Annotated in this window: 18 protein-coding genes; 11 read left to right on the top strand and 7 right to left on the bottom strand. The window is 64.5% G+C overall.

What is annotated here, in order from left to right; translation table 11 throughout:
- Positions 1–220 precede the first annotated feature (220 nt).
- A complete protein-coding gene (locus A9K65_RS15070; RefSeq protein WP_013530574.1) occupies positions 221–1,168 on the bottom strand; it encodes a substrate-binding domain-containing protein in 948 nt (315 codons plus the stop codon).
- Positions 1,169–1,473: 305 nt separating this feature from the next.
- Complete coding sequence (locus tag A9K65_RS15065) at positions 1,474–2,037, bottom strand: dienelactone hydrolase family protein (protein WP_064994001.1); 564 nt, start codon at positions 2,035–2,037, stop codon at positions 1,474–1,476.
- A 125-nt stretch (positions 2,038–2,162) separates the two neighbouring features.
- On the opposite strand from A9K65_RS15065, the gene A9K65_RS15060 reads away from it, so the two are divergent.
- Positions 2,163–2,864: a RibD family protein gene (locus A9K65_RS15060; protein ID WP_064994002.1), complete on the top strand. Its 702-nt coding sequence runs from the start codon at positions 2,163–2,165 to the stop codon at positions 2,862–2,864.
- Positions 2,865–2,976: 112 nt separating this feature from the next.
- Here A9K65_RS15060 and A9K65_RS15055 read toward each other — a convergent pair whose 3' ends face one another.
- Positions 2,977–3,861, bottom strand: a complete 885-nt coding sequence (locus A9K65_RS15055; RefSeq protein WP_064994003.1) for an SDR family oxidoreductase — start codon at positions 3,859–3,861, stop codon at positions 2,977–2,979.
- A gap of 78 nt (positions 3,862–3,939) precedes the next feature.
- Between A9K65_RS15055 and A9K65_RS15050 the strand changes: the two genes are divergently transcribed.
- Positions 3,940–4,782, top strand: a complete 843-nt coding sequence (locus A9K65_RS15050; RefSeq protein WP_063168648.1) for a helix-turn-helix transcriptional regulator — start codon at positions 3,940–3,942, stop codon at positions 4,780–4,782.
- 41 nt (positions 4,783–4,823) lie between these two features.
- Here A9K65_RS15050 and A9K65_RS15045 read toward each other — a convergent pair whose 3' ends face one another.
- Positions 4,824–5,270, bottom strand: coding sequence for an SRPBCC domain-containing protein (locus tag A9K65_RS15045; protein ID WP_064994004.1), 447 nt, complete (start codon positions 5,268–5,270; stop codon positions 4,824–4,826).
- A gap of 158 nt (positions 5,271–5,428) precedes the next feature.
- Between A9K65_RS15045 and A9K65_RS15040 the strand changes: the two genes are divergently transcribed.
- Entirely contained in the window at positions 5,429–6,181 is a 753-nt protein-coding gene (locus A9K65_RS15040; RefSeq protein WP_064994005.1) for a pseudouridine synthase, read from the top strand.
- 120 nt (positions 6,182–6,301) lie between these two features.
- The gene (locus A9K65_RS15035; protein ID WP_013530567.1) at positions 6,302–6,703 is read left to right on the top strand and encodes a VOC family protein; all 402 of its coding nucleotides are present in this window, start codon (positions 6,302–6,304) and stop codon (positions 6,701–6,703) included.
- Between the two features lie 30 nt (positions 6,704–6,733).
- Here the strand turns inward: A9K65_RS15035 and A9K65_RS15030 are convergent, their stop codons facing one another.
- Complete coding sequence (locus A9K65_RS15030) at positions 6,734–7,315, bottom strand: histidine phosphatase family protein (protein WP_024501770.1); 582 nt, start codon at positions 7,313–7,315, stop codon at positions 6,734–6,736.
- Positions 7,316–7,523: 208 nt separating this feature from the next.
- Between A9K65_RS15030 and A9K65_RS15025 the strand changes: the two genes are divergently transcribed.
- The 3 genes from A9K65_RS15025 to A9K65_RS15015 all read left to right on the top strand — a co-directional run bounded on the left by A9K65_RS15025 (position 7,524) and on the right by A9K65_RS15015 (position 8,841).
- Positions 7,524–7,973 (top strand): universal stress protein, encoded by a 450-nt coding sequence (locus A9K65_RS15025; protein WP_027160859.1) that lies wholly within the window; start codon positions 7,524–7,526, stop codon positions 7,971–7,973.
- An 86-nt stretch (positions 7,974–8,059) separates the two neighbouring features.
- On the top strand, positions 8,060–8,350 hold the full coding sequence (locus tag A9K65_RS15020; RefSeq protein WP_013530564.1) for a DUF1778 domain-containing protein: 291 nt from the start codon (positions 8,060–8,062) through the stop codon (positions 8,348–8,350).
- Positions 8,347–8,841 carry a GNAT family N-acetyltransferase gene (locus A9K65_RS15015; protein ID WP_063168651.1) on the top strand — a complete coding sequence of 165 codons (495 nt, stop codon included), beginning with the start codon at positions 8,347–8,349 and terminating at the stop codon, positions 8,839–8,841. Before A9K65_RS15020 ends, A9K65_RS15015 begins: the two co-directional genes overlap by 4 nt.
- A 35-nt stretch (positions 8,842–8,876) precedes the next feature.
- On the opposite strand, the gene A9K65_RS15010 is transcribed toward A9K65_RS15015, so the two are convergent.
- Both A9K65_RS15010 and A9K65_RS15005 read right to left on the bottom strand, forming a co-directional pair.
- Positions 8,877–9,626 (bottom strand): sulfite exporter TauE/SafE family protein, encoded by a 750-nt coding sequence (locus tag A9K65_RS15010; RefSeq protein WP_064994006.1) that lies wholly within the window; start codon positions 9,624–9,626, stop codon positions 8,877–8,879.
- A gap of 21 nt (positions 9,627–9,647) precedes the next feature.
- Positions 9,648–9,854: a hypothetical protein gene (locus tag A9K65_RS15005; RefSeq protein WP_063168653.1), complete on the bottom strand. Its 207-nt coding sequence runs from the start codon at positions 9,852–9,854 to the stop codon at positions 9,648–9,650.
- Between the two features lie 137 nt (positions 9,855–9,991).
- On the opposite strand from A9K65_RS15005, the gene A9K65_RS15000 reads away from it, so the two are divergent.
- The 4 genes from A9K65_RS15000 to A9K65_RS14985 all read left to right on the top strand — a co-directional run bounded on the left by A9K65_RS15000 (position 9,992) and on the right by A9K65_RS14985 (position 13,573).
- Positions 9,992–10,864: a LysR substrate-binding domain-containing protein gene (locus tag A9K65_RS15000; RefSeq protein WP_064994079.1), complete on the top strand. Its 873-nt coding sequence runs from the start codon at positions 9,992–9,994 to the stop codon at positions 10,862–10,864.
- A 131-nt stretch (positions 10,865–10,995) separates the two neighbouring features.
- On the top strand, positions 10,996–11,496 hold the full coding sequence (locus A9K65_RS14995; RefSeq protein ID WP_024501775.1) for an Lrp/AsnC family transcriptional regulator: 501 nt from the start codon (positions 10,996–10,998) through the stop codon (positions 11,494–11,496).
- Positions 11,493–12,656, top strand: a complete 1,164-nt coding sequence (locus tag A9K65_RS14990; RefSeq protein WP_064994080.1) for a saccharopine dehydrogenase family protein — start codon at positions 11,493–11,495, stop codon at positions 12,654–12,656. Before A9K65_RS14995 ends, A9K65_RS14990 begins: the two co-directional genes overlap by 4 nt.
- Positions 12,657–12,766: 110 nt before the next feature.
- Entirely contained in the window at positions 12,767–13,573 is an 807-nt protein-coding gene (locus A9K65_RS14985; protein ID WP_064994007.1) for an ABC transporter substrate-binding protein, read from the top strand.
- Positions 13,574–13,590: the final 17 nt, after the last annotated feature.

Genomic DNA, 13,590 nt, shown 5'->3' with positions numbered 1-13,590 from the left:
GTCGCCTGTCAGCGCTTGAACGCCCCCCTCTGTCCTGCCGGACATCTCCCCCTCAAGGGAGATTGGCTGTGTCACCGGCGACACCTTTTCTTTCAACATTTGGGAACTGGCGAAAGCAGGAGGAACAGTCGATCTCCCCCCTTGAGGGGGAGATGTCCGGCAGGACAGAGGGGGGCGCTGTCCCGCCGGCTTTGCCAATCGGCCGATCCCCGCCAAACCCCTACTTCGTCTCGCCAATCCGCTCCGCCTTGTCGAGATTGTCCTTGCCGATGACGATTGGCGTCAGCAGCACCAGCTTCTCCTTCGGCTCGGTCTTGTCCTTGGCAAAGGCCACCGCGATGCGCACCGCAGTGCGCGACTGCTCGCCGGGGAATTGCTCGACGGTGCCCGCAAGCTTGCCGTCGCGCACGGCGACCAGCGCTTCGGGCAGTGCATCGAAGCCGTAGATCTTGACGTCGGTGAAGTTGCGCGCGGCACAAGCCTCCATGGCGCCCAGCGCCATGTCGTCATTGGCGCAGACGATGGCGTCGGGTTTGCCGTTGGCGGCAAGGCCAGCCTCGGTCACCGACAGCGCCTCGGCGCGGGCGAAGTTGGCGGTCTGCTCGAAGACGATCTGATACTTGTCCTTCAGAGGATCGAGCACATTGTGCACGCCCTTGTTGCGGTCGATCGCCGGGCCGGCGCCGGGCTGGCCCTGCAGATGGAACAGCTTGGCACCGTTGGGAAACGCCGCCACCACGGCGTTGGCTTCCGCCTCGCCGCCCTTCACATTGTCGGCGCCAACATGGGCGAGGATGCCCTCGACGCCGTCTACGCGGCGGTCGATCGTCACCACGGGAACGCCGGCCTTGACCGCTTCTTCGATGGCCGGCGCCAGGGCGTTGACGTCGAGCGGCGAGATGACGATGGCGTTGACCTTCTGCACCAGGGCGGCCTCGATGTCGGCGGTCTGCTTGGTGGCCGAGTTCTGGCCGTCGCTTTCGGTCAGATTGACGCCTTGCGTGGCGGCTTCCGCCTTGATCTCGTTCAGCATGTGCACGAAGAACGGAAAACCGAGACTGGGCACCGAGCCAAGGATAGTGAGCTTGTCCTGCGCAAACACAGAAGGCGCGGCAACCATCATGGCGCCGAAAGCCGCGGACGACAGCAGGAATTCACGTCTGTTCATGGGATCCTCCTCCACAAGAACGCACGACCCGAAAACCGGGATCGGTTTCAGGAAGGATCATGCGTCGGTTCAAAGTGTGGAGCATCCTCCCTGCGCCCGAAAACGCATGCCGCTCCAGCTGGCCGCCGCTGTAAAAAGAGCCTCCCACCGACGCCTGCGCAGGGATGCTAACCCAGGGCCAACCATTTGTGCAACATCGATATAACAGCGGTGCCAGGCAAATTATCGGAATTGTCGGATTTTGGATTTCCGGCGTGGGGCCGCTTTGTCGGAAGACCTCCAATGCAAGGCCGCCCCTCTGCTTCTCAATCCAGGAACGCCAGAACACGCTGCCAAAGCAGCGCCGCGGCTGTGTCGTTGTAGTCGGGCAGAGCTGGATCCGAGAAATAATGTCCCGAGTTTGGATAGCGGAAGATCCGCACATCGGTTTGCGCGGCCTCGGCGGCGTGCTGCCAGGCGCGGACATCCGGCTCGGGGAAGAACGGATCGGTGTCGGCGACATGCAATTGAACCGGCAGGCCGGGCCGGATGTTCGCAGGCACGGTTGCCAGCCCATGCAACAGCAGCACCTTGGCCGTCAGCGGCCGCAAGGCCCAGACTGACGCGACCACGCCTGCACCCATCGAAATCCCCGCCAGCACCGTATCGCCGGGCGTCGAGGCCAGGCCATCGCGCGCCCTTTGGCAAATGACCTCCCAGCCGATCCGCGCCTTGATCGCGAAGCCTTGCTCGAGATCGTCCGTCGCCACGCCCGCATAGAGGTCCGGCAGCGAAACGGCGTGACCGGCGGCGCCCAGCTTTCCCGCAAGATGCCGCTCGTGCTCGCGCAGCCCCAGAACCGAATGAAACAGGATTATGTTCGCGGACATCCGGTCATGATACCTGCCGGCACATGCCGTCTCAACGGCTGGGTACGTCATGAGGCGTGCGGCTTCCATTCTCCCCGCGTGGCACTACTTTGGACTGAACCCAAAGCACTCGACTGGAGAACAACATGAAGCCGCAAATCATCTGCCATATGCTGGCATCCCTTGACGGCAGCCTCCACCCCAGCCGCTATACCTCGAGCCCCGATGGCACCCGGGCCGAGTGGTCGAGCCTCTACGAGCATATCCATAATGATCTCGCGGCTGATGCCTGGATCGTCGGGCGCGTCACCATGGCCGAGATGAGCAAGGCCGGCGCGCATCCGCCGGCCAATGCCGGCAAGGTCGACCGGCCCTATCATTTCGCGCAAATAGGTGCGGGCAGTTATGCCGTGGCGCTCGATGCCTCGGGCAAGCTTCACTTTTCCAAACCCGACATCGGTGGCGACCATGTCGTGGTGCTGCTTGGGCGCGACGTTGCCGACAGCCATTTGGCAGAGCTTGCCGCCGACGGCGTGTCCTATATCGTCGCGGAAACCGCCGATGTCGATCTCGCCGCGATGCTTGAGGTCCTCGGACGCGAACTCGGCATAAGCCGGCTGCTGCTCGAGGGCGGCGCCAGCATCAACGGTTCCTTCCTCGCCGCCGGGCTCGTCGATGAATTGAGCCTTCTCGTTGCACCCGCGATCGACGGGCCGGCCGCCAATCAGGGTTTCGTCGAGTTCGGCGAGAGCGGCCTGGCGGGCAAGACGCAGCTGTCCCTGAAGAGCTGCGAGGCGCTGGCGCATGGGCTCGTCCATCTGCGCTACGCGGTCAGCCCTGGAGCATAATCCCGAAAGGTCGCGGCGTGGCCCAGGGTCTCCGCGACGGAGCTGCGCTCCTGCTTCGTCCAGGGATGACGAAGTCAGAGACTTCGGCTCACCTCGAGCGTTGCTAAGCGCATCAATACCGCATGGCGTCGAGATCGGCGATCAGCGTCGGGCCGGTGGGGTGCCAGCCGAGCCGTGCCTGGGTCAGAGCGCTGGAGGCCGGCAGATCCATCGGCGCGAACATCGCCATCCAGCCGAAATGCTCCGCCGCCTTTTCCGGCGCAATGGAAACCACCGGCAATTTCAAACCCCGGCCGAGCGCCTCGGCGATAGCGCGCACTTCGACACCTTCCTCGCCGACCGCGTGATAGCGCGCGCCCGGCTGCCGCTTTTCCACGGCGAGCCGGTAAAGCCGCGCCGCATCGAGGAGGTGGCCCGCGGAGTAGCGATTGCGGCCTTCGCCGACATAGGCCGAGACGCCCCTTTCACGCGCGATCTCGATGAGCGGCGTGATAAGGCCTTGCTTGACCGGATTGTGGACCTGCGGCAGCCGCACCACCGACACATTGATGCCGGCGTCCAGCAAGGCATTGCCGGCCAGCTCCGAGGCGATGCGCGGATTGGGATGGCTGGCGTTGAAGACGTCCTCGATCGCCAACTGGCCATGCCCGGGGCTGCCCATGCCGACGCCGGAGGTGATCACCAGCGGCCGGTCGGAGCCGGCGAGCGCGGTGCCCAGTGCCGCGATGACGCGTTTGTCCTTTTCGCAATTCTCGGCAAACCGCGAAAAGTCGTGGTCGAATGCCGTGTGGATCACGCCGTCCGCCTTGGCCGCGCCATCGCACAGCCCTTCGGGCTCCTCGAGCGTTCCGCGATGCACTTCAGCACCGGCGGCGGCCAGCGCCTCGGCGCCGGCGTCGGAGCGGGTCACGCCGACCACCTGGTGGCCTGCCTTGATGAGTTCGGGAACGATCGCCGAACCGATGAAACCGGTCGCGCCGGTGAGAAAGATACGCATGCAAAATCTCCTGTACAGTTGCCTGCGTAATATTGCCGGTCTATTATTCTATTAAAGTAGTGATCTTATCGTGGTATAATGGCTAACAGGATGCCTTCCAATTCCGGCTCACTAGCAGCGTTCCTCAAAGACCGGCGCACCCGGCTTGATCCCGCATCATTCGGGTTTTCCGGACGCAGACGCACGCCGGGGCTGCGCCGCGAAGAGGTCGCACAGCGCGCCAACATCAGCCCGACCTGGTACACATGGCTGGAACAGGGCCGCGGCGGCGCACCCTCGGCCGATGTCCTCAACCGCATCGCCAAGGGGCTGCTGCTGACCGAGGCGGAGCGCGAACATCTTTTCATGCTCGGGCTGGGGCGCCCGCCCGAGGTCCGCTACAGGGGCGTCGAAGGCGTCAGCCCCCGGCTGCAGCGCCTCATCGACACACTCGATGCCAGCCCCGCCATAGTCAGGACCGCTACCTGGGACGTCGTTGCCTGGAACCGTGCCGCGAGGGTCGTGCTGACCGACTACAGCACCCTGCCCGAGGGCGAGCGCAACATTCTGCGCTTCATGTTCCTCAGTCCCCATATCCGCGCTAGACAGCACGACTGGCAAAACCTCGCCCGTTTCGTGGTGGGCGCGTTCCGGGCCGATGCGGCACGCGCCGGTGCTGTCTCCGAGGTGCGTGAACTCGTCGACGAACTCTGCAGCGCCAGCCCCGAGTTTGCCGCCCTGTGGCGGGAAAACGGCGTGCTCAGCCATGGCGACGGGACAAAGCGCCTGAAGCACCCGGAACTTGGCGATATCGAACTGGAATATTCGGGCTTCGCGGTCGACGGCCGGCCGGATTTGAGCCTGACCGTCTACAACCCGGTCGACAGCGCCGTCGCCGACCGTATTCGCACGCTGGCCCTCACCCGACACCCCAAAGAGTAAGGGCGGGACGACCTATCCGCTGCGATGACTCCCGCCCGCTCTCAAGCGCGCTCGCAGACCGCCTTCAGGATCTGCAAGGTCGGTCCCCAGTAGAGATTGGCGTGCGGACGGATCGCCGGTTCGGCGAAGTCGCTGAGCGTCAGTGTCAACAGTGTTCCCCCATCCGCCGGCGCCAGGTCGAAGCTGACCACGGTGTGATTTTCGGGCACGTCCGCCAGACGCGAGGCCGACAGTGTGCTCCAATAGCTGTAGGCGAAGCTTATTCCCGGCTCAAAAGTGCGGATGGTGCCGTGGTTTTCGAACGGTATTCCGTGCAGCAGTCCGCGCATGACGATCGCGCCGCCGGCCTGCCCTTGCAGGCTGACGGTCAACGCCTCGTCGGACATCCATTGCGGGATCATTTCTGGCGTCGTTAGTATCCGCCAGACCTTGGCCGGCTCGGCACCGATGACGACGGTCTTGGTTATCGGCGCAGCGGACTCACTCATGGGGTGCAGATTATAGCGGATGCGGCGGCGACAATATCGCTGTTCCAGGCGGTACGGATGCCGCCATTGCCCCTTGCCCTGTATAGGGAGACAGCACCACGCTTGCGAAGCCATTGCAGCCCGTGGCATCTGTCGGCTCCACCAGCGCAGACGGCACCATGACACCACGGCAGACACGGCAGAGCGGCAGGCAGGGGGCGCCCGGCGTCAGTCTCAACCGGGCGCTGTCGAAGCTCGGCCTGTGCTCGCGCACACAGGCCGAGGTGCTGATCGCCGAAGGCCGCGTGCGTGTAGGCGGCAAGGTGGTGCGCGATGCGGCGCTGCGCGTCGACCTCGACCGCGACCGCATCGTCGTCGACGACAGGCCGGTGGTTGCCGAGCGCAAGGTCTACCTCATGCTCAACAAGCCGCGCGGGCTGGTCACCACCCGCGAGGACCCGCAGCAGCGCGACACCGTCTATGCCTGCCTGGAAGGGCTCGACCTGCCCTTCGTCTCCCCGGTCGGCCGCCTCGACAAGGCGAGCGAAGGCCTGCTGCTGATGACCAACGACACCCGGTTTGCCAACCGGCTGATGGACCCGGCTTCGCATCTGCCGAAAACCTATCACGTGCAGATCGGCACGGTACCGGATGCTCCGATGCTGGAGACGTTGCGCGCCGGCGTGATCGTCGACGGCGAGGTGCTCACCGCGAACGCGATCGAACTTTTGCGCAGTGGCGGCCGCACCGCCTGGCTGGAGATCATGCTCGACGAAGGCCGTAACCGCCACATCCGTCGCCTGCTCGCCGCGCACGGCGTCGAGGTCCTGCGCCTCATCCGCATCGCCATCGGCCGCCTGCCGCTCGGCGACCTCGCCAAGGGTACGGCACGGCATTTGACAGCAGAAGAGTTGTCGCTGCTGAGGGGGTAAGCAGGGCGTGCCGCTGGTGCAGGCGCACGGCGATCCCTCCTGACGGAAAGCTGTCAGCAGGCCTGGCCTATAGGTCGGATGGGAGCCGGCCACGGCTTCAACGATCAGGGAGCCAATGCAATGAATTTCGTCTCCGTCCGCATCATCACGTCGGACGTCCAGCGTCTCGTTCACTTCTACGGTGAGATCACCGGCATGCCCGTGACGGTGTACACGGAAGACTTCGCCGAACTGGCGACGCCGACCTGCACGCTGGCGATCGGCAGCACACGCACCTTGATGCTGTTCGGCGGCGACATCGCCCGCCCCGCCGACAACCACACCGCCATCATCGAGTTCCGCGTCGGCGACGTCGATGCTGAATTCGCCAGGCTCTCGGACCTCCTCAGGAATATCACTGTGCAGAAGCCGACCACCATGCCCTGGGGCAACCGCTCGCTGTTGTTTCGCGACCCTGACGGCAATCTGGTGAATTTCTTCACGCCGGTAACCGCTGAGGCGATCAGGAAATTCGACAGATAGGCGTAAGCGGCGCCGCTGGCCGAAGCTGCTCTATTTCTGGTTCCATTTCCGGATGACCGGCTCGCTCAAATCATGCTCGTAGCCGAGCACGCTGATGCTGGCCGTATCGAGCACCAGCAGCGCGCCGCCCTCCGGCGGCAGCCCGATCCAGCGCGCCGCCAGCACGCGCAGAAAATGTGCGCTGGAAAACACCAATATGCTGGCATTGGCCTCGCGCAGCCCAGCGATAATCCTGTCGGCCCGCGCGCCGACATCGGCCGCCATCTCGCCCTTTGGACACCCATCGCGAAACACATTCCAGCCGCGGCGCTCGGCCAGGATCTGTTTTGTCGTCAGCCCCTCATAGGCGCCATAGTCCCACTCCTGCAGATCGTCCTTCTTGACGCTCTGCGCGCCGAAGCCGGCCAGTACGCTGGTGTTGTAGGCGCGCTGCGACGGGCTCGACCATACGGCCGAAAAAGACAGGCCCTCGAGCCTGTCCGCGACACCCCGCGCGGCGGCCTCGCCAACCGGGGTCAACGGCATGTCGGTGCGGCCGGTATGCTGCCCCGAAAGGCTCCATGCCGTTTCACCATGCCGGACCAGATGGATTTGCGGATACGGGTTGCTCATGGACTGCCTTTCAATGTCACCGGCACCTTAGGCGACGATGCGGCAAAGGGGAATCCGCTTGGTACAAGACGGCGTGGTCGCCTGGCCTTGATCCGCGGCGGGGCCGGCCCGGTGATCGGCCCGAGGCCGCAACTATATCAAGGCCAGCCCTCCACAAGGCTCCCGCCACCTCAAGGGCATCGGCCCTTGCGCAACAGGTCATGTCATCATGTACAAACATTTGCTCATCGCCACGGACGGATCGGAACTGGCCGACAAGGGCGTTACCCACGGCCTGACATTGGCCAAGGGCCTCGGCGCCTCTGTTACTTTCATCACCGTCTCCGAACAATTCCCGATCTTCGCCTGGGGCGGCGCCATGGCCGGCTACGCCGCCGGCGATGAACTGGCCGCCTATCAGGAAGAGGCGCGCAAATACGCCAAGGAAGTTCTTGACAAGTGCAAGGCATCGGCCGACGCCGCCGGCGTCTCGGCGGAGGTCGTGCATGTCGAGGACAAGCGGCCCGCCGAAGCCATTCTGGAACTGTCGCAGGCCCTGGGCTGCGACCTGATCGTCATGGCTTCGCACGGCCGCCGCGGACTAGGCAAGCTGCTCCTCGGCAGCCAGACGGCGGAAGTGCTGTCCTACACGGAGATCCCGGTGCTGGTCGTGCGGTAGGGCTACTACGGATCGCATGCTCCATCGAACCGGGTAATGACAATGTCGTTACGCTGTGCTAGATATGCGCGACGAAGGAGCCGTCCATGCCAACGTCACATCATCCGGTGCCGAAGAGCGTTCCGCTCAACATCCGCGTCAAGCCGGAAGTTCGCAATCTGATCGACCGCGCAGCCGAATTGCTCGGTAAGAATCGCACCGACTTCATGCTTGAAGCCTCGCAACGCGCCGCTGAGGAAGCGTTGCTCAACCGTCTCGTGTTTACCGTCGAACCGGATGTCTACGCTGCGTTTCTGGCACGCCTCGACGCGCCGCCGCAGCCCAACGACCGATTGCGCCGCACGATGACGACAAAGGCTCCGTGGGAAGCTGCGTGACGCTGTCGGTCCCGGTTCCACTCGCGGATCATCACGAACTCGGGGAATTTTCGTCGGGCATTACAGCGCTCGACGATTGGTTGAAAAAACGTGCTCGCACCAATCAAGCGGGCGGTGCATCCCGGACCTATGTGACTTGCAAAGGCAACCGTGTGATTGGCTACTATGCCGTTGCCAGCGGCGCCGTGAAAATGGTCGAAGCTTCCAGCCGTTTCCGGCGCAACATGCCCGATCCGATCCCCGTCGCAGTGCTAGGCAGGTTAGCCGTAGACCAAGCCTATCACGGTCGGGGCATCGGTCGGGCGCTGGTAAGGGATGCCGGTCTACGAATTCTCCAGGCTGCTGAAATACTGGGCATCAAAGGCATAGTGGTGCATGCGATTTCCGACGATGCCCGAGCTTTCTACATCACCATCGGGTTCGAGCCCTCGCCGGTCGAGCCGTTGACACTCATGGTCACGCTCGCTGATCTCAGCGAAAGCATTGGCTGACGACTTCCTGCCAGTGCTCTGGGGAAGTCCGGCGCCTAGAACACCAACTCCCCCACGAGATAGAACCCAAGCGCCAGCAACCCCGCGAAGAACACTTTGCGGAAGGTCTCGACGCTCATCTTCTGGCGCAGCGCCTGGCCGGCGAACATGCCGGCCAGCGCCGGCACAAGGGCTGCGACCGACCCCACCAGTTGCGCACTCGGCGACGCCAGGGCGCCGGTCCTGAACAACCCGATGGCAAGAGCCGCCGTCGACACGGTGAAGGACAGGCCGAGCGCCTGGATCAGGTCTTCTTTCTCCAGCCGCAGCGACTGCAGATAGGGCACCGCCGGGATGACGAAGACGCCGGTGGCGCCGGTGACCAGCCCGGTCGCCACCCCGACCAGCGGTGACATCAAGGCTTCGCCGCGCGCCGGCGTGGTGAAGCCAAGCTTGAGCAGGCCGAGAATGGCGTAAAGCACCAGCGCCGCACCGAGCCCGGCCGAGGCAACGCCAGAGTGCGTGCCGGTCAGCAGGCCGGCGCCGGCAACGGTGCCGAGCATCACGCCGGCCATCATCGTCCACAGCCGCTTGCACAGCCGGCCGAAGGACGGGCCGGTCAGCAATTGCCAGAGGTTGGTAACCAGCGACGGGATCAGCAGCAGTGCCGCGGCCTGTGCTGGCGGCATCGTTACCGCCAGCAGCCCCATCGCCACGGTCGGCAGCCCCATGCCGACGACGCCCTTGACGAAGCCGGCGGCGAGGAACACGGCGCCGATCCAGGCGAGGATGCCGGCGCTCAGCATGATCGTATCTTCAGGGCCGGATCAGTCATGCAGCAGCATATCGGTTGCGTCGGCATCCGGGCTGGCGGCCTTTGCCGGCGCCGCATCGCGGCTGGTGGATACGACCGTCGCCGCGCATCCCCGCAGGCCTGATCCCGCTCGCGCCATGGCAAGGCCGGCCACGGCAATGGCCAGCACGATCGCCGTGCTTTCAAGAATGCCGAGCCGCCCTGATGTTCGTTCGTTCATCGCAATTCTCCTTCGAAACTGTTTGACGAAAATCCTGGCCGATCACAATGTGGAAGTTGCGCTGCCAGCCTTCGGCCACGACGAAGGCTGGTTGGCCGACCGACTTCCCGGCGCTGAATATTCGCAGGAGCAAGAGAATGCGCTTCGATCTGGTCGATCTCCGCCTGTTCCTGCTGGTGGCCGAACGCGGCAGCATCACCCATGGCGCCGAGCTTGCCGGACTGGCCCTGGCGTCGGCCAGCGCCCGCATCAAGGGCATGGAGGAGCGGCTCGGCGCGCCGCTGCTGGAGCGCCGGCGCCGTGGGGTGGTGCCGACGGCGGCCGGACAGGCGCTGCTGCATCATGCGCGCGCGGTGCAGAACCAGATCGAGGCGATGGCCGGCGACCTCGCCGCCTATGCCACCGGCCTGCGCGCCCGCGTCCGGCTGATGGCCAACACCGCCGCCACAGCCGAGTTGCTGCGCGAGATCCTGCCCACCTTCCTTGTCGCGCATCCCGGCATCGACATCGAGCTCGACGAGCGCCCCAGCCATGAGATCGCGCAAGCCGTGGCCAGTGGTGCGGCCGATCTCGGCATCGCCGCCACCTGGGCCGGCCTTGCGCACCTCGAGCAGAAACCGTTCTTCATCGACCGGCTGGTGGTGATCGCCGCGCGAAACCGGCCCGGCCTTGAAGGCCGCACCGTCAACCTCACTGAGCTTCTCGGCGAATCTTTCGTCGGCCTCAGCACCGGCCATGCGCTGCAGGAGCACATCGCCCGCCAGGCGGCCCGCCTTGGCGGCCATCTGCATGTCCGCATCCGCGTTCCCGGCCTCGACAATGTCTGCCGGCTGGTCGCGCAAGGTGCCGGCATCGCCATCGTGCCGGAAAGTGCCGCGCGCCGCTCGGCGCGGACGCTGCGCACACTGCGGCTGACCGACGACTGGGCGACGCGCCAGCTCAATCTCTGCGCCCGCCGCTTCGACGATTTGACACCGCAGGCAAAATTGCTGGCGGCAGCGCTGGCGTGAGCCGGACAGCGAGCACCTATCCCCATCAGCGCTGAATCATTGCCTTGCTTTTCAAATATTCGTGACGTAGCTTGTTTGCACATTGGCAAAAAAATCGCCAAACTTTTTTCCTTTTGTGAAAGACGGGGACTTTGCGGGAACATCTCGATCTGACCGATCGGCGGCTGGTCAAACAGCTGTCGCAGGACGCCCAGCCGGGCATCAACCGGATCGCCGAGATATTGGCGATTTCGGTGCCGACGGTGCGCTCGCGGCTGCGCAACCTGCTCGACCGCAACCTGCTCAAGATCGTCGGGCTGCTGAACCTGACCGAGCGCCCCGAGCTGATCTCCGCCATTGTCGGCATCAATGCCCAAGGGCGCGGCCGGGCCCGCGAACTGGCGCAGCGCATTGCCGAACTGCCCTTCGTCAACTCGGCTTCGGTGGTCACCGGGCGCTTCGATATCATCGTCGACGTGACGGTGGCCGGTGACGTCGCCGATCTCTACCGCGTCACCAGCGAGCTGATCCCCGGCGCCGGCGAGCCAGGCGAAGTCGTGCGCAGCGAGACATTCGTCGTCATGGCGTCCTGCAACAAATGGGTCAGCCTGCCGGAAGGCTGCTGGTCGGACGACCGCAAGGAGCCGGCATGAAGATCGCGGTTCTCGGCGGCCTCGGCCTGCAAGGCCGGGCGGCAATCGCCGACCTCGTCGCCAGCGACGGCGTCGAGGAAATCGTCTGCGTCGACACCGCGCCGGACGGCCCGGCCCGGCTTGCCGGCCTGACCGATCTTGCCCGCGTGCGCTTCGTGGTGCCTGAGGGCGCGATCGGCCAGGCCCTGGCCACTGTGCTTGATGATGTCGACGCCGTCATCGACCTGTTGCCGCAGCCGCTGATGCGCGAGGCGGTAAAGGCCGCGATTGCCACGCGCACGCCGCTGGTCACCACCAACTACGCCAAGTCGATCGCCGACCTGGCGCCGGCCGCCGAACAGGCCGGTGTCTCGATCATGACCGAATGCGGGCTCGACCCCGGCATCGACCTCGTGCTCTACGCGCGCGCCGCCAGGCAGTTCGACTCGATTTCTTCGATCGATTCCTATTGCGGCGGCATCCCCGAGCCGAAGGCGATGGCCAAGCCGCTGTGCTACAAGGTGAGCTGGAATTTCGACATGGTCCTGGTCAGCCAGAACCGCGACAGCGTGATGATCGAGGACGGGAACCGTGTCGCAGTGCCTGCCGGCCAGCAGCACGACAATCCGTTCATCCATGAAATCGAGGTTGCCGGCCTCGGCAGGCTCGAAGCCTTCCCCAATGGCGACGCGCTGCACTATGTCGAGATGCTGGACGCCGCAAAAGGGCTGCGCCGCTCCGGCCGCTACACACTGCGCTGGCCGGGATGGTCGGCCTTCTGGGCGCCGTTGAAGGAACTCGGTTTCCTCTCTGAGGACAAGGTGCCCGGCACCTCCAACAGCCCGCGCGAATTCCTTGGCCGGCTGCTCGGCCCGCAATTGCAATACGGCCCCGGCGAAAAGGATCTTTGCGTGATGCGCAATGTCTTTTCCGGCCTCGAAGGCGGCCGCGCCAAGACGGTGACGTCGGACCTGATCATCGAACGCGATCTCGTTTCCGGCCTGTTCGGCATGAGCCTCGGCGTCGGCTATCCCGCCAGCATCGTGGCGCAGATGCTGGCGAGGGGCGAGATCACCAGACCCGGCTTTTTGAACCCGCTGCTGGATGTGCCCGACATCAGGTTCTTCGATGAATTGGCCAGGCGTGGCATCACGGTTTCCGAGACGGTGGCACGGGACTGAGGCGAAAGATTTTCGAACGGTGGCTGCCGCCGGCAACGGCGCTGCCGCTCAAAAAGGGGCCCAAGGAGAACCGCGGGCACACATTAACGACAACAGGGAGGAATACCGAAATGAAGATTGCCAGACTTTTCATCGCCGGAAGACTTTTCATCGCCGGGCTTGCGCTCGCCGGGCTCACCGCTGCGGCCAGTGCGGGTACGCTCGACGACATCACCAAGCGCGGCGAATTGCGCGTCGCCGTGCAGACCCAGGGACCGCCCTTCTCGCTGGTCGGCGCCAATGGCGAACGCACCGGCAGTTCGGTCGAACTGGCCGAACTGATGGCCAAGGAAATGGGCGTGAAAATCACCTTCCTCGACTTCGACTGGGATGGTTTGATCCCGGCGCTGCTGTCGGGCAAGGCCGACCTGCTGGTTGCCGACATGACACCGACGCTGGCGCGCGGCATGAAGGTCGCCTTCACCACGCCTTACATGTACACGGGCAGCACCGTCTTCACCAAGGCCGACAGCAAGTTCAAGACCACCGAGGACTGCAAGGCCAAGGGCACCAAGATCGCCGTGCTGCTCGGCGCCACCGGCGAGAAGGAAGCCAAGAAAGCCTTCCCCGATGCCGACATCAAGAGCTACAAGGGTGGCGGTCCGCTGCTGCTTGACGCCGTCAACAACGGCCAGGCCGACTGCGGCGTCAACGACGTCTCGGCGGTCAAAGGCCAGTCGACCGCCTATCCGGCCGGCACCTTCACCATCATGCCGGACCTTCTGTCGAAGGAGCCGCTTGCCTTCGCCACCCGCTATGATGAGCCGGACCTGTTGATCTGGATGAACCTGTTCCTCAACCAGGTCACTATCGACGGCCGCCTGCAGAAGAACCTCGACTACTGGGTCAATTCCGACGCCTGGAAGAAGGATCACTAAGCAGCGATAAATCCAGG

Origin of the sequence: Mesorhizobium sp. WSM1497 (genome assembly GCF_001672455.2) — a bacterium.
In the GTDB taxonomy this organism is placed as follows: Bacteria; Pseudomonadota; Alphaproteobacteria; order Rhizobiales; family Rhizobiaceae; genus Mesorhizobium; species Mesorhizobium ciceri.
This window is presented reverse-complemented; position numbering and strand designations above follow the sequence as displayed.